The organism is Janthinobacterium sp. GW821-FHT03A03 (assembly GCF_059421435.1).
Genome location: NZ_JBWKUZ010000006.1, coordinates 205,488 through 227,801 on the forward strand (window position 1 = coordinate 205,488; position 22,314 = coordinate 227,801).

Annotated in this window: 21 protein-coding genes; 6 read left to right on the plus strand and 15 right to left on the minus strand. The window is 56.8% G+C overall.

Annotated features, from left to right (window positions below):
- Positions 1 to 102: 102 nt before the first annotated feature.
- The gene (locus AC07VI_RS14770; protein WP_492993183.1) at positions 103 to 720 is read right to left on the minus strand and encodes a TetR/AcrR family transcriptional regulator; all 618 of its coding nucleotides are present in this window, start codon (positions 718 to 720) and stop codon (positions 103 to 105) included.
- 256 nt (positions 721 to 976) lie between these two features.
- On the opposite strand from AC07VI_RS14770, the gene AC07VI_RS14775 reads away from it, so the two are divergent.
- The gene (locus AC07VI_RS14775) at positions 977 to 2,122 is read left to right on the plus strand and encodes an MFS transporter (RefSeq protein ID WP_492996276.1); all 1,146 of its coding nucleotides are present in this window, start codon (positions 977 to 979) and stop codon (positions 2,120 to 2,122) included.
- Between the two features lie 8 nt (positions 2,123 to 2,130).
- Here AC07VI_RS14775 and AC07VI_RS14780 read toward each other — a convergent pair whose 3' ends face one another.
- The 4 genes from AC07VI_RS14780 to AC07VI_RS14795 all read right to left on the minus strand — a co-directional run bounded on the left by AC07VI_RS14780 (position 2,131) and on the right by AC07VI_RS14795 (position 4,214).
- Positions 2,131 to 2,625: a prolyl-tRNA synthetase associated domain-containing protein gene (locus tag AC07VI_RS14780; RefSeq protein ID WP_086145827.1), complete on the minus strand. Its 495-nt coding sequence runs from the start codon at positions 2,623 to 2,625 to the stop codon at positions 2,131 to 2,133.
- Between the two features lie 71 nt (positions 2,626 to 2,696).
- On the minus strand, positions 2,697 to 2,897 hold the full coding sequence (locus AC07VI_RS14785) for a DUF3079 domain-containing protein (RefSeq protein WP_086145828.1): 201 nt from the start codon (positions 2,895 to 2,897) through the stop codon (positions 2,697 to 2,699).
- Between the two features lie 415 nt (positions 2,898 to 3,312).
- Complete coding sequence (locus AC07VI_RS14790) at positions 3,313 to 3,777, minus strand: immunity protein RhsI2 family protein (protein ID WP_492993180.1); 465 nt, start codon at positions 3,775 to 3,777, stop codon at positions 3,313 to 3,315.
- A gap of 29 nt (positions 3,778 to 3,806) precedes the next feature.
- Positions 3,807 to 4,214: a GNAT family N-acetyltransferase gene (locus AC07VI_RS14795; protein ID WP_086145830.1), complete on the minus strand. Its 408-nt coding sequence runs from the start codon at positions 4,212 to 4,214 to the stop codon at positions 3,807 to 3,809.
- Between the two features lie 432 nt (positions 4,215 to 4,646).
- Between AC07VI_RS14795 and AC07VI_RS14800 the strand changes: the two genes are divergently transcribed.
- The 4 genes from AC07VI_RS14800 to AC07VI_RS14815 all read left to right on the plus strand — a co-directional run bounded on the left by AC07VI_RS14800 (position 4,647) and on the right by AC07VI_RS14815 (position 7,538).
- Positions 4,647 to 5,393, plus strand: a complete 747-nt coding sequence (locus AC07VI_RS14800; RefSeq protein ID WP_099375172.1) for a hypothetical protein — start codon at positions 4,647 to 4,649, stop codon at positions 5,391 to 5,393.
- Positions 5,394 to 5,825: 432 nt separating this feature from the next.
- Complete coding sequence (locus AC07VI_RS14805) at positions 5,826 to 6,311, plus strand: hypothetical protein (RefSeq protein WP_139842488.1); 486 nt, start codon at positions 5,826 to 5,828, stop codon at positions 6,309 to 6,311.
- Positions 6,308 to 6,919 carry a hypothetical protein gene (locus AC07VI_RS14810; protein WP_492993177.1) on the plus strand — a complete coding sequence of 204 codons (612 nt, stop codon included), beginning with the start codon at positions 6,308 to 6,310 and terminating at the stop codon, positions 6,917 to 6,919. Before AC07VI_RS14805 ends, AC07VI_RS14810 begins: the two co-directional genes overlap by 4 nt.
- 241 nt (positions 6,920 to 7,160) lie before the next feature.
- Positions 7,161 to 7,538, plus strand: coding sequence for a cytochrome c (locus tag AC07VI_RS14815; protein WP_216356348.1), 378 nt, complete (start codon positions 7,161 to 7,163; stop codon positions 7,536 to 7,538).
- Positions 7,539 to 7,642: 104 nt separating this feature from the next.
- Here the strand turns inward: AC07VI_RS14815 and AC07VI_RS14820 are convergent, their stop codons facing one another.
- The 7 genes from AC07VI_RS14820 to AC07VI_RS14850 form a co-directional block, all read right to left on the minus strand.
- Positions 7,643 to 8,035: a GFA family protein gene (locus AC07VI_RS14820; RefSeq protein WP_492993175.1), complete on the minus strand. Its 393-nt coding sequence runs from the start codon at positions 8,033 to 8,035 to the stop codon at positions 7,643 to 7,645.
- A gap of 383 nt (positions 8,036 to 8,418) precedes the next feature.
- A complete protein-coding gene (locus tag AC07VI_RS14825) occupies positions 8,419 to 9,030 on the minus strand; it encodes a DUF4274 domain-containing protein (protein ID WP_086145836.1) in 612 nt (203 codons plus the stop codon).
- 190 nt (positions 9,031 to 9,220) lie between these two features.
- Positions 9,221 to 10,210 carry a PoNe immunity protein domain-containing protein gene (locus AC07VI_RS14830; RefSeq protein ID WP_492993173.1) on the minus strand — a complete coding sequence of 330 codons (990 nt, stop codon included), beginning with the start codon at positions 10,208 to 10,210 and terminating at the stop codon, positions 9,221 to 9,223.
- 55 nt (positions 10,211 to 10,265) lie between these two features.
- Positions 10,266 to 11,282 (minus strand): hypothetical protein, encoded by a 1,017-nt coding sequence (locus AC07VI_RS14835; protein WP_492993171.1) that lies wholly within the window; start codon positions 11,280 to 11,282, stop codon positions 10,266 to 10,268.
- Between the two features lie 283 nt (positions 11,283 to 11,565).
- Positions 11,566 to 12,555 carry a PoNe immunity protein domain-containing protein gene (locus tag AC07VI_RS14840; protein WP_492993169.1) on the minus strand — a complete coding sequence of 330 codons (990 nt, stop codon included), beginning with the start codon at positions 12,553 to 12,555 and terminating at the stop codon, positions 11,566 to 11,568.
- A gap of 42 nt (positions 12,556 to 12,597) precedes the next feature.
- Positions 12,598 to 14,238 carry a hypothetical protein gene (locus AC07VI_RS14845; protein ID WP_492993167.1) on the minus strand — a complete coding sequence of 547 codons (1,641 nt, stop codon included), beginning with the start codon at positions 14,236 to 14,238 and terminating at the stop codon, positions 12,598 to 12,600.
- Positions 14,235 to 17,345, minus strand: a complete 3,111-nt coding sequence (locus tag AC07VI_RS14850) for a type VI secretion system Vgr family protein (protein ID WP_099375175.1) — start codon at positions 17,343 to 17,345, stop codon at positions 14,235 to 14,237. Before AC07VI_RS14850 ends, AC07VI_RS14845 begins: the two co-directional genes overlap by 4 nt.
- Before the next feature lie 1,096 nt (positions 17,346 to 18,441).
- On the opposite strand from AC07VI_RS14850, the gene AC07VI_RS14855 reads away from it, so the two are divergent.
- Positions 18,442 to 19,191, plus strand: a complete 750-nt coding sequence (locus AC07VI_RS14855) for a hypothetical protein (protein ID WP_086145840.1) — start codon at positions 18,442 to 18,444, stop codon at positions 19,189 to 19,191.
- Positions 19,192 to 19,503: 312 nt separating this feature from the next.
- Here AC07VI_RS14855 and AC07VI_RS14860 read toward each other — a convergent pair whose 3' ends face one another.
- The 3 genes from AC07VI_RS14860 to AC07VI_RS14870 all read right to left on the minus strand — a co-directional run bounded on the left by AC07VI_RS14860 (position 19,504) and on the right by AC07VI_RS14870 (position 21,968).
- A complete protein-coding gene (locus AC07VI_RS14860) occupies positions 19,504 to 20,385 on the minus strand; it encodes a hypothetical protein (RefSeq protein WP_492993164.1) in 882 nt (293 codons plus the stop codon).
- A 1,113-nt stretch (positions 20,386 to 21,498) separates the two neighbouring features.
- The gene (locus tag AC07VI_RS14865; protein WP_086145841.1) at positions 21,499 to 21,714 is read right to left on the minus strand and encodes a hypothetical protein; all 216 of its coding nucleotides are present in this window, start codon (positions 21,712 to 21,714) and stop codon (positions 21,499 to 21,501) included.
- Positions 21,711 to 21,968 (minus strand): hypothetical protein, encoded by a 258-nt coding sequence (locus tag AC07VI_RS14870; RefSeq protein WP_086145842.1) that lies wholly within the window; start codon positions 21,966 to 21,968, stop codon positions 21,711 to 21,713. The genes AC07VI_RS14865 and AC07VI_RS14870 overlap by 4 nt, the downstream gene beginning before the upstream one ends.
- Positions 21,969 to 22,314: the final 346 nt, after the last annotated feature.

Below are 22,314 nucleotides of genomic sequence, written 5' to 3' on the forward strand. Positions count from 1 at the left end.
TTAAAAGTATGTCCATATTATAATTTCAAAAATTTCCCAGTGGAAATATTTATCAATCAATGCAATAGATCATACCCGGCAAGCGTCTGATGAATCAGCCGGCTATTCAACACCGCGATTGGCATCCCACACGCGCAGGATCTGCGTAATGGCGGCGTCAAACACGGCGTAACTCACGCCGTCGCGGGCCTGGATAGCCACGCCCGATAAAAAACTGTCGAACACGGCCGCCAGCGCCGCCGCATGCGTAGCAGTGGGCAATTCGCCGCTAGCCATGCCCCGCTCGACGCAATGCACGAAGCCGGCGCGGGTGCGCGCGCGCGAAGCGGTGAGCGGTGCGGCCACGGCCGCATGTTCGGCCGTCGGCGCGCTCATGCAGCCAAGCGCCACCATGCAGCCGGGCGGGTGGCCCGGCTCGGACTGCATGCGGGCCGACTGGCGCAAGGCCTGCTCGATGGCCGCGCGCGGCGCCAGGCCGTCGTCCCACAAACACTCCGTCACGCGCGCAAAGGTGTCCAGATAGCATTGCGCCGCTTCGCGGAACAGCGCTTCCTTCGAGCCGAACGCCGCATAAAAGCTGGGCGCGGAAATGCCGCCGCCCAGGCTCGCCTTGAGCTGGCTCAAGGACGTCGATTCATACCCTTGCTGCCAGAATAAAAACATGGCCTGCTCGACGGCTGCCTGCCGGTCGAACGTGCGCGGCCGTCCCATTTGCGCCATCCTTCGCTCCTTCTCATCTCCTTATTTACCACTTACATACTACTCGATACAGAAGTCATTGACAACGCGGCACGCCATCGCCTATATTTATACCGATCGATACATATATGCCGCCACGGCGGTCAGGGGCACTCCTGCGCCCGGCTATCTCGTCACACTTCCAAGGATCGTTGCTTTGAATCACGCCACACTCACCAACGGAGCCAGCCCCGCGCTGGCCGACCGCCTCCCCGTTTCGGGTTTATTAGCCCTGGCCATGACGGGTTTCATCTGCATCGTCACGGAAACCTTGCCTGCCGGCCTGCTGCCGCAGATCAGCGCGGGGCTCGGCATCAGCGCCGCGCTGGCCGGACAAATGGTCACGGCCTATGCGCTCGGTTCCCTGCTGGCGGCCATACCGCTGACCATCGCCACGCGCGGCTGGCGCCGCCGCAACGTGCTGCTGCTGACCATCATTGGCTTTCTCGTATTCAATACCGTCACGGCCCTGTCCTCGCACTACTGGCTGACCCTGGCGGCCCGCTTCTTTGCCGGCATGGCGGCCGGGCTGGCGTGGAGCTTGCTGGCTGGCTATGCGCGGCGCATGGTGGCGCCGCAGCAGCAAGGCCGCGCCCTGGCGCTGGCCATGGTGGGCGCGCCCGTCGCCCTGTCCCTGGGCGTGCCGCTGGGCACCTTGCTCGGTTCATTGGTCGGCTGGCGCGCCGCCATCTGGATCATTTCCGCCCTGACAGTCATCCTGATCGGGTGGGTGCTGGCCAAAGTGCCGGACTACCCGGGCCAGTCCGCGCATGAGCGCATGCCCCTGCGCCGCGTCTTCACGACGCCGGGCGTGCGCCCCGTGCTGGCCGTCGTCATCGCCTGGATGCTGGCGCACAACATTCTTTATACATACATCGCCCCGTTCGTCGCGCCGGCCGGACTGGCGGCCAGAGTCGACCTGGTGCTGCTCGTCTTCGGCGCCGCAGCCATGGCCGGCATCTGGATCACGGGGAAATTGGTCGAGCGCCACTTGCGCGCCACCGTGCTGGCCAGCCTGGCGACCTTCGCCGCCACGGCCCTGGTGCTGGGCGTCGCGTCGCACTTGCCTGCCGTCATCTATGTCGGCATGGCCGTCTGGGGCCTGAGCTTTGGCGGCGCGGCAACGCTGTTGCAGACGGCATTGGCCGACACGGCCGGCAGCGGCGCCGACGTGGCCCTGTCGATGAACATGGTGGCGTGGAATGGCGCGATTGCGGCCGCGGGCGTGGCCGGCGGCGCCCTGCTGGAAGCCTGGGGCGCGGACGCTTTCCCGTGGGCCATGGTGGCTTTGCTCTTGCTCGCTTTCCTGGTCGCCTGGTCGGCCCGCGCGCACGGCTTCCGGCCGGGACGGCGCAGCGGCGGCGCGCCCGTGGCCGGACACTGAAACGGCGTTCAGCCCGCCGCCGGCACGTCCAGAATGCGGGGTGCGTGTCCCGTGTGCGCGAGGAAACTGACCAGGGTGGCATGCGACAGCGCCACCGTGGCCGTGTTGCGCAGCGGATGGGCTTGTATATGGCCAGCATCCCACACGGCCTGGTCCAGTACCAGCTCCACCGACTGCACCTCGTCATGGATCAGCGCAAACAGGCTGACAGAGCCGGGCGTAATGCCCAGGTGCCGCAGCAAACGCTCGGGCGAGGCCATGCTCAGCTTACTCGCTGGCAACAGCCGCCCCAGCGCCGCCAGGTCGACGCGCTTGTCGAAGGGTACGATGACAAGCACATGCCGGCGTCCCTTCTCGTCACGCACGAACAGGTTTTTTACCATCAGGCCGGGCATGGCCGGCACATGCATCAGTGCTTCATCGATGGTGTGCACGGCAGGATGCTCGACGAACTGGACTTCGCCGGCGCTGCTTGCCAGCCAGCGGGACAGGGTTTCTTGCATGCGGATTTCCTCGGTTCGGACGAACGTGCGATGAGGAGATTGTAGCGGCGCCCGGCGTGGTGCGCATGCCGTCACGGCTGGTTCTCGTCCTTGTCGGACTTCTCGGCCGCCGCCAGCCCCCAGTCATTCCAGCCCTCGCCAAACAGTTCGACGGGATGCTGGGTGCGTTCGGAACCATTGCCGCAGCGCATGGCATCCGGCGGACAATACTTGTCGCAGCCCCAGCAGATGCGCTCGGGGTTCCTGGGATTCAAGGGAAAGGGCTTGGCCATGGGAGGGCGATGGGGTCAGTTGAGGTCTCTTCGACGACTGTAGACCTGGCGCGGGAGGCGGTCAAATGAATTTCAGTGGGGAATTCGCTTAGGTCAAGCTTGCAAAGATTGCTGCGGCGGCAGCTTGCACCGCAGGTTCACCCAAGAGACCAGCGGATGTCATTCCCTGTCATACCAGGTCACCGCAGCATTGGCACCCTGATCCCCGCCTCTTTCATTGCACGTAGAAAATCTTCCACTGCCAAACGGAAATTTCCTGACACATCCCTGGTGTTGGTGCAGCCTGGAAATCTTCGCCCCCATTTTTCACCACTGAGTTCGTCGTCCGTCTCGCCACCATCATCAAACATCCTTGATTTAATGCAAACTTGGAGGGATGGTGTTGACAGGAAACAGGAGGCTTGTGTCAGCGCTATCAAGTGGATATAGACGCCTTATCCCGCAGAAACAGACACTTCCAGCACGATCCGCGCGTAATCGACACGCCGTCCGCCGCCGGCTGCGCCTTGAGCTCATCCAGCGCATAAGTCATCGTCACCGTGGCGCCGGGAACGAACAGCTTGCTATCCTGCCTGCGCTGCGTGTAGATGCTTTCGTCCACTGCCGAGCCATCCGCCAGGCGCAAGGTGATGCTGTTGGCTTGATCGCCCCGCCGGCTGTCCTGGCCCGCGAAATACCTTCGTTCGACGATGCCCGTCAAGGTTTGCGTCTGGAGGCGCCCGGCCTCGATGCTTTGCCACCACGCTACGGAGGCGAACAGGCCGTGGCCGCCTTTCAGGCCCATGCGGGGCCTGGAACTGTCGAGGGTGAGGGCTTGGGTCCGGGTGACGCGGCCGGGGTCGTTTGCCAGGGCGTCGGCGAGGGTGTAGACGGTTTTCATCAGGGGCAGGATTTCCTGGCAGCACTCGCTCAATGTTTGCGCCGGATCACGTAGGCATTGGCGGCAGCGTCAAAACCGAGCGCCGGATAGTAGGACATGGCGTCGGGCGCGGAGAGCAGTATCAGCGACACCTCGTCGCCGATGATCGCCTGGGTGCGCCTGACCAGCTCCTTGCCGATGCCCAGGCCCTGGTATTGCTTGTCTACCGCCAGATCCGACAGATAGCAGCAATACGCATGATCGGTCAGCGAGCGGGCCAGGCCCGCAAGCTGCCCATCCACCCATGCCGACAGCAAGAGACAGGGCGCGGCGAACATGCGCGCGATTCTCGGCAGATCGCCAGTCGGCCGCTTGATTCCAGATCGATCGAAGACGCGAACCACATCAAGCGGATCAAGGGGAAAGTCATGACGGTATTCAACGGTGATGTTTTTCATTCGTTCAAAGGCGCGGGACGATCACGCATGAGGTTGCGGGTTGATGATACGGACGCGGCAGCTTCTGGCCAATCTCGCTCACATGCGTCCAGGCATTCCATCGTATTGCCATTGTGGGGGCCGGGAGCAAACTCTTTATAACAAGCAACAATGTAACAAGCAACAATGATACAGGCGGCTGCGGGCGACGCATCACGAGCAGGAATGCCGCAGCGCTCGCTACCAGCAAGCTGTGCGGATTTTAGCCGGCATCCAGGGGGCTGCCACGGCGCCGGCCGCGTTTCCGGCGTCCGCGGCGAAACTCGCCGGACGCCGACATGGCCCCGCAAGGCAGCCAGGGCGCCGCCTCCCATCTGTTAAAATATATCCCAATTCTTACCAGATTAGCATGAACAATCTGAGATTCTCAAATATAAGGAATGTGCTTAGCTAATGAAAGCCATGATATTCTGCACCAGCTTTATAAAAGATGCCCAATCGTGGGAAAGTCGCTACCAACGGTGGCTTGACTACTACGAAAACATCCCGATCAATGCCGAAAAAAAGATAATGATCGACGATGGCTCGCCATTTCTTCCGCCTGCCGACATTATCAATACGATCTCGCATGACGCCCCGCTGGCCGCCAATGACGACAAAAACCTCATCATTCACTTTGATAACAACCTGGGACGACAAAGCGGGGCTGACTACCCTGGCTGGTGGCGCAGCTTTCTCCACTCCGTTCAGGTGGCAAATGAATTAGGCGTGGATAAAATCATCCATATCGAATCGGACGCCTATATCATGACGCCCCGCCTGGTAAAATTCATCAATGAAATAGAATCAGGCTGGAACGTCCTGTGGTCTCCGCGCTATCGTTTTCCGGAAACCGCCCTGCAAGTCATCTGCCGGGATCAATTCGCCACCTTTGAGAAATTCAAGAACGACACGCCAGGCCTGAAATTCCCGGATATTGCGGAAAGATTGCTGCCGTTTACGGCGGTACACAAGCAGTTCAAAGGCGACCGCTACAGCGATTTCACGAAAAACAGATGGATATTCCGTTCGCGAAAATTCAACGGCATTCCACTCTTCAAGCGGGAATTTTTCTGGGAAAAAATACCAGCCGATGCGGACTTCGTCACGCAAGGCATCAGCCGTCAAGAATTCGTCTACCGGCGCGATGAATTAGCTTAGACGCTGCACGGTGGGCAATCGCCAACGCGCCTGGCCGTCAACAGCCGGGCGTTATGCGGTTTCCAGGAACTGTTTCAAAAAACCGGCCCCGCCACCAGGCCAGCCATCCACGCACCAGCGTGGCGATGCACCCGGGTCAGCCCCGGATGCGGCATAGCAATCGCTCTTGTCCGTCTGTGCGGGCGCAATCCGCTCACGCGGGCTGGCGCAGGACGGGAGCGCGCAAAGCGCTTGCGACGTGTGCCGGCGGCAACGGCACCGAGCAAAGGTGCTGGGCACCAGCCCAACCCGTAGGCGGGACGCCAGCGCCATGCGCGGCAGAGGGCAGATGGCATCCCGTCGTGCAAGCATTGCAGCGTGTCGCAAACGTTCAAGACCTGCGTCAACGCGCAAACGATACTACCTTCATCAGTTGCCTACCGAGGGAGTTTCATGCACACAGCCGCCATGCCCGTCTTGCGCGCCATCGCCGACTTGCCGCCCCCGCCCGCCCTGCCGTTTCCCGGCAATGCGCACCAGCCAAACCCGCGCGCCATCCGCCTCGCCTTTGCTGAGCACGTCCATACGCTGCTCAAAGGCGACGACAAGCGGCAGGAAGATATCAGCGATGCAAGGGCCGGGGTGGCCCGCCTTGCGCAGATGCCCGCCCCTTGCCGGCGCTGCTTGCGGCGTCGCGCGGACCGGCGCCTGGAACGCGGCGCACGCGCCCTGCAAGGGGCCACGGACGGTTTTATCGCCCGGGCGGCCCGGGCAGCCGATCCGGCGCCGCGCGCCCAGCCTGTCAAGCTGCAGCAAGCCATGCTGCTGCTGGACGGCGACATGGCTCGGCTTCGGCCCCGGACTGGCGCCGCGCCGCTGGCGATAATCTTGCGCCAGCGCAACAAAGGCGGAAGCGACCTCGCTCCGGAGTGCATATGAGCATACGCAAGCTGCACCGCCTGTCGGCCTGTGTCCTGGCCGCCTTTATTCTGCTGCATCTTGGCAATCATCTGGCCGCCATTGCCGGCGCCCACGCGCACGTCGCCTACATGGAGGCGATCCGGCCCCTGTATCGCAATGCCGTGGTCGAGCCGGTGCTGCTGGCGTGCGTGTTGTTTCAATGTGGCAGCGGAACATGGATGGTGCTGCGCAACTGGAAGAAACGCGCCGGGCTGCCAGCGTGGCTGCAGGCCGGCACGGGCATCTATCTGGCCCTGTTCCTGCTGTTGCATGTCGGTGCCGTCCTGTTCGGCCGCGCCGCACTTGGGCTCGACACCAATTTTTACTACGCGGCGGCCGGTTTTGTCCTGATGCCCTATGCATGGTTCTTTGCGCCGTATTACTTCCTCGCCATGTTCGCCCTGTTCGCGCACCTGGGTTGCGCCGCCTACTGGCAAGTCCAGGTGCGCTCGCCCCTGGTGCGCAGGCTCGCCCTGGGCGTTCCGGCGGTCGCCGGCCTGGTGTTCGCCCTGCTGATCAACCTGGCTCTGGCGGGCAAGCTCCACGCACTCGACATTCCCGCGAAATACCTGATCATTTACCAATAAACGCAGCGGCCAGGCGCCCTGCGGCATTCGGGTGTCCGGCAAGCTTTTATTGCCGCATACCTGCATACATTATCCATGCAAAACAAATCCGGACATGGCTGCGCGAAATACGCAGCGGCACCACGGGGAGAATCCCGGCAGATATAATGATGGAATGAGCAGCCGGGACAAATCCCCGAAAAATACATTCCGGGCGTTGTCCCCGGTTCCGACCTGACTGATACAACAAGACTGCATGAAAATGAAAATATTATTCGCCGCTTCGCTGGGAATTCTGTCGCTGATGCAAACGCCATTATCCTTCGCAGAGAATATCAACGGAAAGAATCTTTATGTACAGAGATGCGCCGTATGCCATGGAACAGATATCAAAGGAACAGGAGCATTGGCAAATAAAAGCAATCCCCCCACGCCTGACCTGACGACATCCGCTTTCAAGAAGCGCCTGAAGGATTATCCTGGCGTTATAGTGTCATCGGTAATACTCCGTCCCAATGGCGACCTGATTCCAAAAACCTTGCGGGAGAATGGCGTAAAGATACCGCCCTACGCCTGGAGGGTTCAGGATTTTCGCGACTTGAATCAATATATGAGTGGGGTGATTTTAAAGAGCCGATGAGGGGGGCAGGAAACCAGGAGCCGGAGCCTGTCATTTTGCGCCGGGATTCCAGTTCACAATCTCAAGAACGCGGTAAAAACCAGTCACATGACTGGCTTTTTTTATTATGCCGGACTTTCCTGAAATTGTTTTGCATTATCACAAATCTCATACCATGCCGGCTTGGAAGCAACATGAACATGAAACTGTATTCTTGCCCCGGGGTCGTCATCCAGGCAGTCAAGGGATATGGGAAATGAATCATTCTCCGAGCCGACTTCCCCCAACGAAGTGCCGCAGTTTTTGCAAAAAGTTCTTGCATATTTAAAGGGAGGCTCAGGCTCATATCGCTGAATAAATTCCCGCCCCTCCAGCAAGGTAAATGAATTTTTCTCCACGAAGGCCAGGGCACTCGCTCCCGACTTCCGGCAACGAGAACAGTGGCACATGCCCATCATGCTTGGGGGCGATGCCAATTCAAACTTTACCGAGCCGCAGCAGCAACTGCCTTTGATCATGATCAGTCCTTTTTGAACGTTGATACTGTATCTTTACACAGTATTTCCAAAAAAGCAATGCATGCATGGATAGTCTTTCAGGCCCTGATCGCAAGCACGGTGCGGGCGAAAGGGTCTGATGCGCTGGGCGTTGCGGAAGCCGGCGCAGTCGGAAAGCTGATCAGAACCACGAATGCGCGCAGCGGCAGCGGTTGGTGGATTCGCGGGGCGCGCTGGCGCCCTGCTGTGCAATGCGAATAGACAAGTCTCATGCGGCTTTAGATGCAATGCACCAGCCGCACCTGCTGAAATACCTAAGTACAGATATCGGTGAATAAATACTATGCAGAGATTGGCTTGTAGAAATCCCTGCGCGTACATTCCTATAGCGCAAGCTTAGCTCTTCACAAGTGTACCCGGAGTTCAATTGGAATATTTATCAATGGCTTCACTGAATAATCTGGCTTGCGATCAAGGAAACAGGCGACGTCGGGAACTGGGAGGGTCTGTGCAAATGTCCCCAGCTTTGTCTTGCATTCGATTTTACTGAGCAACACCGCATGCGCATGGGATAGGGCATTGACGTCCTTGCAAGCAAGATCGAGTGTCTCGTACCGCGCATAGTGATCGCCCGGCTGATTGGCCCAGTAGATACACAGCGCTGTAGCAAATTCACAATTGGGATGCGCTATGATCTGCGTGAGAAGCCATATGCCACTATCATAATTATGATGCTGGACGATGGCATGAAGCTGACATCCAGACAGTGCCGAGAGATCGTTTTCCACTTCTTTTTTGAACGCTTGCATACCTATCGCTCTCTGCCGAGCATAAAAGTGATAAAAGTCGTCCTCCTCGTTACCTTCCATAGCGCTGTCAAAAACCGACTGACTCATGTCGTGGTAATAACTGTCGCCGGCACATTTTCCTTTCAGGGCCAGGATTAAGATATCTTGTTCAGCATCCGAACCGTTCGGCTGCTTAAGTCCCAGCGCTTTGGCCAGTTTTGTTAACATTTGCACTCCTTGGAATATTCTATTTGACTAAGTGACAGCAAGGGCTATCCATTCCCGTGCCCAGCCAGCTTGACCGCTTCCTCGCGAAGTTGCGGCGTGTATGTTTGCTCGCTTCATCAATTCCCCCGTGGGAGAAGTTTACTAAACAGGCGCGGCCGAAAAAGCCTGGGTACCTCACCCCTCTGTTCGCTTATGGAGATAATTGCTCACTACTCCATTGCCAGATGGTCGCGCCATACTGTGTATCGGCGGATACCGGCATGATCTCGCCTTGTTCGAAATGACGAAGACTGCCGGGTATAGCAGGGGTGAACCAGTACCCAGCCTGGGGACATGGGCTGCCGCCTTCAACACGCAGTTTTTCTGGCGCTGTGGACATAGGTCCAGCTTGTTTATCGAGCTTTCTGGCGTAGTCCACCAGGTCTTTTGGATACACGATATGCTCTCGGAAACTGCGGTCTTCCAGCTCCAAAAGATATACTGCTGCTGCAGCTTCGATGGCCCAATAGCCAAAATACGCGCCGCAACCTTCTGCGCTCATGCTCAAATGACTGTCGTGCCACGGCGCCTTTTTCATGGACTTATACCAAACCTTCAGATAGGCCTCGATGTCCTGAATGCTTTCCTCTGGCGTGTCACGATAAAAGCTATTGATGATGTCGCGATACGGCGCGTCGTGGTACCACTCGTCGACTTCGTAACGATCCTTGAGTTCATAGGCAAACAAATCCTCATAGAGCGTGTCTTTGCCGGCAAATGCGCCGTCAAGCATCGCCGCCAGTCGTGGCAATAAGTCACGGCGATGTAGAAGATAGCAAAGGCCAATGAGTTGCATTGCGCGCTCGTAATCGTCTATTTCGGCAAAGCGTAAGGGTGGGAAAAGTGGGTCGTTTGCATATTCCTGTTCGTATTTGGCATTTCTCTCAAACGCATCAACGACTTTCGTAAGACCATTACGCAAAATATCTAGCGATTCGCCAGCCGTGTAGCTCAACAAAAAGTTTGAAAATATGTCATCGGCGAGCACAGATGAAATACGGCTTCGGTCGTTTGCGTCGTTGTTTGGTTCGGATAAAGCTTGCAAAATCCGAGGAAGTCCTTTTTCATTGAAATATTTAATTTCATTGTTGTAGGCCAGTTCATTCAGGAATTGTTGGCGACGTTTTTCATGGAATTGCATAGTATTTACCCGATAAAACTGCGTGTTAGTTGCGTTATTACTTGAGGTCTAACATTCAAGGTTCCAGCGGCAGACCGAGTTTCGCGTGTTTATGATTGACTGCGGCTTTTACTTCTCGCTCATCGTGTCGATGTGTGGATGGGATGTCGTGATCAGCATGTTTCTCATGCTTGTCTCGTTCATCCTCTAATAATGCCTTCTCATGTTCTGCGGCTGAGGGTAGGTAAAACGGTGTATAGAAAAGATGGCGCGAATAAACTTTTGTCCCATTGATTCGAATCTCTTCAACAATTTCGCGAGCATCAGCAATAACTCCAAATTTCACGGCATCTTTAATGTTCTTCGTAATCCATTTTTGACTCATTTGAACGAGCGGTTGTTCAACGCTGTTGTTTGTCTGCCGTGCTGACGTAGGAGCGGTACTCGCCGCGGTCTGCTTCGGCTGCGCTTGCTTGCCGCCTGAAGGCTTTCCGCCCCCTCCTTTCCCGACCGGTTTGCCGCCTGGTTTCCCCGCCCCAGCGGAATCACTGCCCTCGCTCGTATCCGGCTCCAACAGTTCCTCTGACTTTGGCAGCGCCGCGTCCTTGATCCGCCGGGCATTGTCCAACAGCTTGCCCTTTACGCCCGGCTTACTGGCGGCATTCTTCGGTGCCTTTCCCACCTTCGACGCCTTCGACTCCACAATCGCGTACGGCTTGCCGCCATTGTGCGGGTCCCCCATTTGCACTTTCCACACGCCATCAATGCCTGTGCCATGCGCTTTCAGGGCGAACAATGGATTGAGCCGGGTCGCTTCGTTGAGTTTGCCAGGAAAGGTCTTGCTGGGCTTTTCCTTCCACTCGCCTTGCATGCCCATGTCGTGCCGGCTCCAGTCCTTGCCCCAACCGTATTTTTCATACAGAAAATAATCGGTAATATGCTCACCTACAATGCCGGTCAGGCTTTTGCTGACACCTTCGGCGACGCTGGTACCGATCGAGGCATTGACCGTATTGTTCGATGCGGTAAGCGTAGGGGCGTTGTGGCCGGTTTCGGCGACTTTGGGATCATTCTTTTCCGGCTTCTTTTCCACCGGATTGACCTTGCCTTGCGGACCGATGGCTTGCGCCGCATTGTTGCGTTGCTCACCACGCTTCGGGGTCTAGCCGCCCGCACACCTATCGGCGCGCCACCAAGCGACGATGCAGGCGGCAATTGGGCTCCGCGATCATAGAAGGCTGTTCGGAGCGTACATCGGCCTACCGCTGCTCACCGCTCCGGCGTGTATGTTTGCTCGCCTCATCAATTCCCCCGTGGGAGAAGTTTACTAAACAGGCGCGGCCGAAAAAGCCTGGGTACCTCACCCCTCTGTTCGCTTATGGAGATAATTGCTCACTACTCCATTGCCAGATGGTCGCGCCATACTGTGTATCGGCGGATACCGGCATGATCTCGCCTTGTTCGAAATGACGAAGACTGCCGGGTATAGCAGGGGTGAACCAGTACCCAGCCTGGGGACATGGGCTGCCGCCTTCAACACGCAGTTTTTCTGGCGCTGTGGACATAGGTGCAGCTTGTTTATCGAGCTTTCTGGCGTAGTCCACCAGGTCTTTTGGATACACGATATGCTCTCGGAAACTGCGGTCTTCCAGCTCCAAAAGATATACTGCTGCTGCAGCTTCGATGGCCCAATAGCCAAAATACGCGCCGCAACCTTCTGCGCTCATGTTCAAATGACTGTCGTGCCAAGGCGCCTTTTTCATGGACTTATACCAAACCTTCAGATAGGCCTCGATGTCCTGAATGCTTTCCTCTGGCGTGTCACGATAAAAGCTATTGATGATGTCGCGATACGGCGCGTCGTGGTACCACTCGTCGACTTCGTAACGATCCTTGAGTTCATAGGCAAACAAATCCTCATAGAGCGTGTCTTTGCCGGCAAATGCGCCGTCAAGCATCGCCGCCAGTCGTGGCAATAAGTCACGGCGATGTAGAAGATAGCAAAGGCCAATGAGTTGCATTGCGCGCTCGTAATCGTCTATTTCGGCAAAGCGCAACGGCGGAAACGCTGAGTCATGTTGATATTCCCTAACATATTTAGTTGATTGCTCATGAACCTTTATAATTTCGGTAAGATTCTCACGCAACACATGCAATGATTCGCCTGCGGTGTAGCTCAATAAATAATTTGTAAACGTATAGTCGGCGATTGCTGCTGACACAAGACTGCGGCCCAGTGCATCATTACTTGGATCGCCTAGTTCGCGTGACAATTCCGCGTGCGCAGTAGTGATAAAAAAAGTCGTCGTTTTTTCAAAAGCCGTTTCATTTAAGAATTGCTGCCTACGTTTTTCATGAAATTGCATAATATTTACCTGATTATGATCGGTGCTAGATGCGGAATTGTTCTATGGCTCAAGTGCCAAACCAAGTTTAGTATGCTTATGATTAACAGCCGCTCTCACTTCTTGTTCGTCGTGACGATGCGTTGATGGTATATCATGATCGGCATGTTTCTCGTGTTTCTCTCGTTCATCCTCCAGCAGTGCCTTCTCATGCGCTGCGGCTGAAGGTAGATAAAATGGCGTATAGAATAAATGGCGAGAGTAGACTTTCGTTCGCTTACTAATTATGTCTAAAGCAATTGCCTCATCCTTAACTGCAATGCGGATATTCTTTGAAATCCACTCCTGACTCATCTGCACAAGAGGTTGCTCCGCATCACTCTTCGATGTAATTGACGCTACACCAACCGGCGCATCCTGCTTCGGCTGCGCTTGCTTACCGCCACCCGAAGGCTTCCCATTCCCCTTGCCTTCTTTCCAACCTGGCTTTCCGACCGGTTTGCCGCCTGGTTTCCCCGCCCCAGCGGAATCACTGCCCTCGCTCGTATCCGGCTCCAACAGTTCCTCTGACTTTGGCAGCGCCGCGTCCTTGATCCGCCGGGCATTGTCCAACAGCTTGCCCTTTACGCCCGGCTTACTGGCGGCATTCTTCGGTGCCTTTCCCACCTTCGACGCCTTCGACTCCACAATCGCGTACGGCTTGCCGCCATTGTGCGGGTCCCCGATTTGCACTTTCCACACGCCATCAATGCCTGTGCCATGCGCTTTCAGGGCGAACAATGGATTGAGCCGGGTCGCTTCGTTGAGTTTGCCAGGAAAGGTCTTGCTGGGCTTTTCCTTCCACTCGCCTTGCATGCCCATGTCGTGCCGGCTCCAGTCCTTGCCCCAACCGTATTTTTCATACAGAAAATAATCGGTAATATGCTCACCTATAATGCCGGTCAGGCTTTTGCTGACACCTTCGGCGACGCTGGTACCGATCGAGGCATTGACCGTATTGTTCGATGCGGTAAGCGTAGGGGCGTTGTGGCCGGTTTCGGCGACTTTGGGATCATTCTTTTCCGGCTTCTTTTCCACCGGATTGACCTTGCCTTGCGGACCGGCGGCTTGCGCCGCATTGTTGCGTTGCTTGGTCTTCCAGTGAGTCAGCTTGAGCGTGACAAGCATCACCATGGCCGGCAACTGGGAGCGCACCGTGCTCATGCAGGTGCTCAAGGCGAGCCGTCCTTCGGCGGGCAGGTTGTCGTAAAGCCATGAACCTTCGATCGCACTCTGGACCGTGCCAAGCTGATTTTTCAGGCCGACCGCATCGAATAATTTGTCGAGCAAGAATTCCGGACTGGTGTGGATGCCGACCTTGTCGCAGACCATGCGCAGCACGTCGAACAGAATCGGAGCAAAGCGCTCCGGATGCTTGTTGACGATGCGGATCGTTTTCTTGACGCCGCCGCCCGCACCCGGTATCCAGCCCACCAGTGCCAGGACCAGGTCGAATTTGGCTTCCATCTGGTCTTCCGCCGACGTGCTGTTGTGGAGGGTCAGCATGCATGTGATGGTGTCGTAGATATTGATCGCCTGCCCCAGGAAGGGGACGAGTCCGGTGGCGACGGCGACGCTGATCTCTTCGATGGCACTGGTGATGGCCGCGCTGTCGGTTGGTGTCTCAGCCGCTTGAGGTGCGCTGGTCGCAGGTGCGTCGCTCATTGGATATCCCTTCCAGCCATGCTGTGCAGCAGCGACTCGACATCATCTGGATCGGTGGGGTGGCCGTGTTTTTTCAACTCGTTTAGCACGTTTTCCAAGGTGGTCTTTCCGGCGTCTTTGGCGCTGTCTGCCATGAACGGTTTGGGGTCTTCGCCGAAATAGACCTTGACCGCGCCCTGCGGAATGTTTTCCAGGCGAGCGTGGCCTTTGCCGTCCAGCTTGCCTACACGTGAGGTGCCGTCAGCGAATTCGGCACGGTACGCGCCGCCAGCGACCGGCGTCAAATCGGGCCAGTGATGGTTAAATTCGATGAAGTTCTTGATCTGGTCGATCTTAGGGAGCGGCGGCAGGACGGAAGTGGCGGCAGAAGGCCCAGCCAGCTCCTTCATGCTGGCCTTGAACGTCATCGCCCCCGGTCCGTGGATCATGATGTTGCCGCCTTCGAGCTTGATATAGGCGCCTTGTGAGGTCAGCAGCACATGTTCCTTGGCCGCGATGGACACGCTCTTGGTGATGCTCGCCACCGTGATGGCCTTGTCGGCCGTGATGCGCGTTTCGTCCGACTGGCTTTGGCTGGACACCTTGCCGCTGGCCGCGTGCAGCCTGATGCCCGTTTCCTGGTTCGGCTTGTCCTTGCTGTCGGCCTTGCCATACGTGAACAGGCTGATGCCGCCCATGACGGCATACAGGCTGTTGCCTTGGGCAGCAAAGTTGATGTCCTGGCCGGCCGTGATGCTGCTGGTGTTGCCTGCGCTGATGATCGCGTCGGCCGGGGTGGTCGCCGCGATGCCGGCGGGGCTCGACAACTGCAGATGGGGCTCGGCGTAGGCCGTCACCTTGCCCGCGCGGCCGGCACTGTCGCCGCTGGGCGCATTGCTCTCTGTGGCCTCGATGACGGTGACGCTGTGCGCCATCTGCACGGTCGGTGGCAGCTTCTCGGGCGCAGGTTCGGCCTGGCCCTTGCCATCCTTGAGCATGGCATTGTGCTTTTGCGCCGTTGTCGCCAGCGCCGTCTGCAATTGCAGGCTCTGGTCGATCTGCGCTTTTGCCTCGCGCGAATCGAGTTGGCTACCGTTGGCATTGACCAGCGCGTCGGTCGACAGCAACAGGCCGGAACCGGCTCGAATGGCGGCGCCGTGCTCCGTCTTGAGCTCGGCGCCGAATCCCACGGGGTTGAGGCGCTGGTTATCGGTCTGGTGACGCAGATGGCCCATGTTCAATTCGGCCGTGCCCTGGTGACGATGGGCGTGGCGCTGCAGTGCCACGCGCGACTGTCCCGCCGTGTCATCAAATACCAGCTGGCTGTACGCACCGCTGCCGTTTTGACTGGTGTGCATTGCCTGCGTCTTGAAACCCGACAGTACTGCGGGATGCGCATGCGCGCCGGCTCCACCCGGGAACCATGCTGGTGCGTTGCCGGTCGAAACGCCCGCGCCCTGTGCCACGTGGTTGTTCTGGGCGTCGTCCTGTCCTTTGCCGTTGTACAGGCTTCCAATGACCACGGGGCGGTCGATGTCGCCGTCCAGGAAATCAATCATGACTTCACTGCCGACGCGTGGCACGGCGACCGAGCCCCAGTTGGCGCCCGCGACCGGCGCCATCGGCGTGGCTATGCGCACCCACGTACCTGACTTCTCGTTTGCCGGCGCACCTGCGTGGCCGTCGGGCGATGGATGGTTCAGGCGGCTGTGGCTCAGGTCGTTCTCGCCCGCGCCACGCTGCCAATGAAACTGCACCTTGATGCGATGATCGCGGTCCGTGTAGGTGGCCGCGCCGGCCGGTCCGACCACGATTGCGGTCTGCTGCCCGCGGACGGTGGGACGGGGATGCAGAAGTTGGCCATGCCCATCCTGCCCGCTGCTGCGATAGGGGGTCTTGCTGCGGATGGCGTCGATACGGTTGCGGTAGACGGGACGTTCGCCCTTCTCCGTTCCCACTGCATGCAGACTATTCTTGCACTCTTTCTGAATAAGGGCGTCGAGCATGCTCTGGCCCAGTCGTTCGGTGATTTCCGTTTTCGCCTCGAAACTCAGGTTATTGTGGGCGAGGTGCACCACGCGCACGATGACAAAGGTGCGCGCATCGCCGCTGCCGGTGGCACCGGCGGCGTCGAGCTGCGCTTGCCCATTGAGTGTGATGGTCGTGCCGGCCGAGAGCGTGCGCACGGTACCTGCGCCGATGTGCGTTTCACGCAGCGCGTCCAGCGCCTGCATCTGCTTGTCGGCGATGCGCTGGCCCTGCTCCTTCGACTCGTAGGCGTATGCGCCGGGCGTGTCGCGGCTGACCAGCGGAGTACCGCCGTCACCATTGGCACTGACCGAACTCACCGGTCGCGATCCGGTCGTGCGGTAGTCCCAACTCGACAAATCGATGGCGTTCGTTTGCAAACGCACGCTGGTGCGCCAGCGGTCGATGCTGTCCTCTTTCATTACCGCGCCAGGCTGCGTGAAATTGACCGTGGCCTGAGCATTTGGTTTGAAACTGCCATTATGGTCGGCGATGACCATTGTGTGGGAGCCAAGGGTGGCGCTTTCAGCATTGCCGGCGTGCTCGAAATAGTAGAACAAGCCCTCTTCGCGCATCAGGCGCTCGACGAACGCCATATTACTTTCCTGATACTGGCAAGTCAGCGATCTGATCGGATACACGTCTCTGTCAAGTATGTCGTAGCGCCACGCCGGCACCAAGGGCCCCACGTTCTGCCAACCACCGAAGATCGCGTCGAGAATGTCGAATACGGTCTTGTCCTGGAATATTCGGCTATCGCGGCCATGAGCCAGGAACGCGTACCAGGGGCCAATTGTGAAAACGTAGCGCGCGAAACCGCCGTCGGCACCGGCCCGTTCAGCCGAAGTGATATGGCCGTGGAACGGGCGTTTGTCATCACGACTCGTGGCCGTGAGCAGTTCAAGCAGAACCGGCTGCCCATGCAGGGATTTGAGTGTAATTCCCGCGTCGGTCGAGAGCGCCGTGACCTTGAATGCGTAGCACTCGCTCAGTCCTTCCTCGCCGCGAAAGCATTCGGCAAGAAGCTTGTCGCGGCCAATCGGCGTGCTGAACGTCAGCAAGCGCGTATTTTGAGTGAAGCTGTTGAGCAGCGCTGACATAGGGGAAATGCTCCTGGGAGGCGAGTCGATCACATCTAGATATTGGTGGCGAAAAAGTCCAAGGCTGTATTAAATCACAGAAATGTTATCTATATGGTTACGATACGAGATCGAGCTTGCTTCGTGTCAAGAACATTGGCTATTGGGCCCCATTCAACTATCGTGGGTAACGTGTCGCGCTTCAAATCGGCGCTGCACAACGGCGCGAAAAAACTGCTAAGCATTGGTGCATTGCCCCATGACAAGTTTCACGCTCTTGAGGTAAACGATCACGCGGCGGCGGAAGTAAGTCGGCTACCAAGGCGGTGCAGGTCCGAGCGTATCGGATTATCGGCAAACCTATCCTTCCAGATCGTTGGCGTGAGCTGATGCACCATGGTCGTCGGGTGCTGGCCGACCCGCTGCAGCTCGTCCACGAAGTAATCGATAAGCGTCTTACCAGCACCGTCTGGAGTGCCTGAGCGTCGTCACCCATGATCCAATTTTGGTACGACACTCGCGCCCACAAATTCTGATTATGAACACAAATTTTCAATCGACCATTTCAAAGAGCGCACGCGGCCACTATCACCAGCATCCGCTTGGGCGTGCGGGTCCGGTCCGCCATTCGGACACGAACTGATGCGTCGAGTACGGTGAAAGCTGGCTCAGTCGACAAGCTGATTGGAGCCACGAACGCGCGCCTGCGGCGCGCGAGGCTGCCGCGCAGCGGCAGCAGGTGGAGGATTCGGGGCGGGCTGGGCCGGCAGGCCCAGCCCTTCGAATCTCACGCGCAAGGCGCGAAGGCGCCCTGCTCGCTTCCGCCAGGCAATAAAAAACCGCCCGAAGGCGGTTTCTTTATTTCTAGGCGGAGGCGGCGTAATGCAAATATCTATGTTTTTGGCGACTCTCAAGCCGCTATGCGCCAACCGTACCTACCAGGCTACCTAGCGATAAAAATCGCCACAAAAAGTCTTTGTGAGCCTGCACCCCTGGCGATTTTACTATGCAAATCAAATGCAAGCTGAAATGGCGCGCAGCCGCATGCTCTCGCGCACGCTAGCCGCATGACCGCGCGCATGGCATCATGCGCGCAGAACATTCACTATGGTGACACATGGAGCAATTTCATTTCCTGGTAGGCGAATTCAAAAAGAATAGCCCATTTATTCCTGCCGCCGCCAGCGAGCAGCTGTTTGCCTGGTTTGAGCAGGTGGGCGAGCGCGTCGATCGCTACGGCAGCAAGACCGGCAAGGTCGTCAAGTTTTCGCAGAAAAACTACGAGAAAACCCTGTTCGCACCTGATGCCGACAGCATCAGCCTGTATTCGCCTCGGGTCGTACCACCCGACGATATAGACGAGTGGGCGAACTGCGACGTTCTTGCCCTGTATTCACATAGCTGTTCGCTGATGCTGGCTGTCCACGCCAGCAAGCTGCCGCTGGCGCAGCTGTTTCAAGGCGCAGAGAATATACCCGGCTTGCTCGATCATTGCGATTATGTGTACGGCTACAGCGAAACGCTGGGCTATGGTACGGGTTACGCCGGCGGCTACCGGATAATCGATGAAGCACATCCGTGGGTACCGGCCAGTTCCGATCCTGGCAATAACTGGGGTGCCATCAAGCGCAACGGGCTGCAGTATGAGCATATCCGCGACGTGTATCCCATCAATATTTTCAGCCAGTCCAGGCTCGACGCGCTACCGCCGGAGCGTCAACAGGCATTGCGCAAGGCGCTGCAGGCATATGGCAGCAGTAATACGCAAGACGGCAGGACGCACTGGATTTTAAGCGGCGAGGAACAGGCGACGGCCCGGAGCGACCTGCAAGCGCACGCCATGCTGGGTTCCTTGATCGACCGTTAACCCCATGAGCACGCAACCGGCAAGGGCCGCAACCTGTTGCCGCTTGCATTCCGAACCAGTAGCCCTAGACTGGTCCAAAGTGGACTTCGTGCGCGGCGGGTTCGACTCCCGCCGTGTCCACCACCGAATTGTTTAAAATCAAGTAGTTAGCAAGAAGAAGGCTGTTATTATTTGAGTTGTTTCTGGGCTGTTTTAGCCCAGGAGTGACAACAGAATGACAGCTTTTTTTCCGCCCTTCAAACTAATCCCTCTCGCCTTCACGCTAGCATTTCCCCAGTCTGACGGGCACTCTCGAAAGGTATGAAGTCACAATCAAAATTTTGCTGAGGCTTCGTTTTCAGTTCGCCGCTCAGCCTCCAACCTTTGTGGTTCACTCATATCCACCTTCATGCTTTCGTCCATCGTCTCAGAGTCAACGATACGAAAACTATAACCATTTGCCAAGTCTCCCTGGTAATAAATCACTGCTGATATGTACTTACCACCGATAATTTCCCTATCTTTGTAAGGGAAACGGCTAGGACGATAGATTCCTACGGGAGTCCGCAGCCCTCCCCAAAGAAACGAAATAAATCTCGACTCAGGATTCATATGAGATGCAGGAACGGCATCTCCAGACGTTATTCTAGGCTGTCCATACTTTGCCACAAGCATAACAATAAGACTATCTCGATTAATTGCGGGACTAAAACCCTGGTCAACAAAAACACTGGCCAGAAGGTCTCCTTGTGCTTTGCCAGAAAAAATAAAACGCGCTGATATACAATTTTGTTGCAAGTCACTAGTATCAGCGGAGCGACATGAATTATCTATAATTCCTTGATCATCCCCAGCCATGATCGCAAGAATATCAAATGAATTATCTCTAGACTCCAATTTAACGTGCGGAAATTCATTTCCCGCCAATTGCAACACTTTATCCGACGCATCGCCGAGAGAAATATTGCGATACTGCAGCATCGCTTCAGCTCCAACGCTTAGAGGAAGACCCAGTAAATAGATCGGCAAAAATCGCCGCACGCACCAAGAAAGATTTATCATTTTCATAGCCATAAAATATTTAATTATTGCATCACACACATAATTTTGTCGATCCGACAATATAAAAATGCCTTCAAACCAAAGCGGACAATTAACGAAGCCATACATATTACTCGCACGTCCATGCTTTGCGCCGACCTGTTCGAATGGCATGCGGTGAACACTGCATTAATCTGTGGCGCAAATACGCCGCAAGCTGCCGCGCCGCTCGCCTGCCTCGAATAGATGTGGGCCACAGGGCCGCAACACAGTCCCGCCAGGACGCGAAAACACCCATTCCATGCCCATCAAAAAAAACGCTCAAAGTGCGCCAAAATGCGTCAAAACGCATGTCCCTCTTCGCCCGCCGCGCCAGTCCTCATGCGCGTTTGGCCATGGCTTAAATTTGAGTCAAAAGAGCCCTATATAGCGGGCAGGTGTGGAGGGGGGACAACTGCGCGCGCCGGGCCGAAACTGGCTTTTTTTTGCTCCAAGAGCAACATCAATCGTCGGGACGTGAAAAAGCCGCCTCGTGGGCGGCTTTTACGGTGGCTGGGGCGCGCTGGCGTGGCTGGCCTGTCGCGGCTCCGCCCCGCCGGCTATCGCAGCGTGACGGTCATCCTGCGCGGCCGGCGCGCGCGTTGTAAGCCTGCTCCTTGTCGTAGTCGTCGCGGCAGTCCACATTAGGGGCCAGAGTCAGGTCTGTCATTCGGACACGGACTGATGCGTCGGGTGCTGTGAAAGCTGGCTCAGTTAAAGACCTAATTAGAACCACGAACGCGCGCCTGCCGCGCAGCAGCAGCGGTTGGAGGATTCGGGGAGGGCTGGGCCGGTAGGCCCAGCCCTTCGAATCTCACACGCAGGGCGCGAAGGCGCCCTGCGTGTGAGATTCGAATAACTAGGATTTATGGGTCCTACAGCGTCAAAATAACATCCATACCTACTAACCTACCTACAGAGGGAAATTAGCATGAAAAAGACTTACGTGCCGGAACTCACCTGCGAAGACGCCAGGCGCGAACATACATGGATGATGCAGCAGCGTATTTCCCCTATGGATGGTGTGCGATAGTTTATAAAAGCTACGCTAAAAGTTGCGCCGTTCGATCTTACGCAAAACGCCAGGGTCTGATACTGTTTCGCGGGGCCGCGAACTCCATGTGCGCAGCGCATCCTCATGCGCGCGGGCCGGTAGCGCAACTGCCCACTCCATGCCATCGCGGCATGAAGTGGGACCCGAATGACGCCACGGCGGTGGAGCTGTGGCGGCACGTCTGACACCGGACGTCAGGAGCGCGGGATAACCTTGTGCAATTTGCGCAGCATTTCAGCGTGGTCGGTCACTTTGCTCAAGTCGTCGTCCACCTCGACCTGATGCGCCAAATGCCCTTTTTGAATGAGCACGCCCCCTTCCATGTCGCCTTGCTTTGCTTTCAGTACATGGCCCTGGATGGCAGCCACCAAGCCGCCGTTCTCATCGGTTACAACGGTCATCTTGGTCATGACATCCCCCCGCCTTGCAGATTGTGCCAGCAGCCACCCGGGCCTCTATTGGTGATGGTAACGAAATAGGTGGCGATGCCGTCGTTATCTAACTGCTTGCACTGCTGGTCCGCCAGATGGACCGCTTTGCCATTGGGGCGTTTGATATCGGCAGAGGCGAATTGAGTTCCGCGATCGCCGCCAAAACTGTACCACCAGTTAACATGCTGGCCTTGCGCCAAGAATATTAATGGTCCAAAGTTATTGAAAGCCATATTAGTTCTCCATCCATAAAATTGGTGAATCACTGTGTTAAATGGCGCATAGGTATCAGTAAAAATGCGCCCACCTACCCGCCGGAGTAGACTTATATACTCCGGCCTCCCCTCTTGCAGAACAACAAGAGATTGAATATATATAAATTAAATATAGCCCACTCAATATTAATATTTAAATGCTATAACATTTGCCGCCATTTTTAGTATGTATGATGGCATCCATCCTCATCAACAGTGCAGAATTCCATAGTAGTTCTAACTTGCCGATTGATTCTATTGAATAGTCACTTCTGACGCCGCCACTGATAGCCAGGAGCAGATGCACTTCAACGTCATGCCCTGC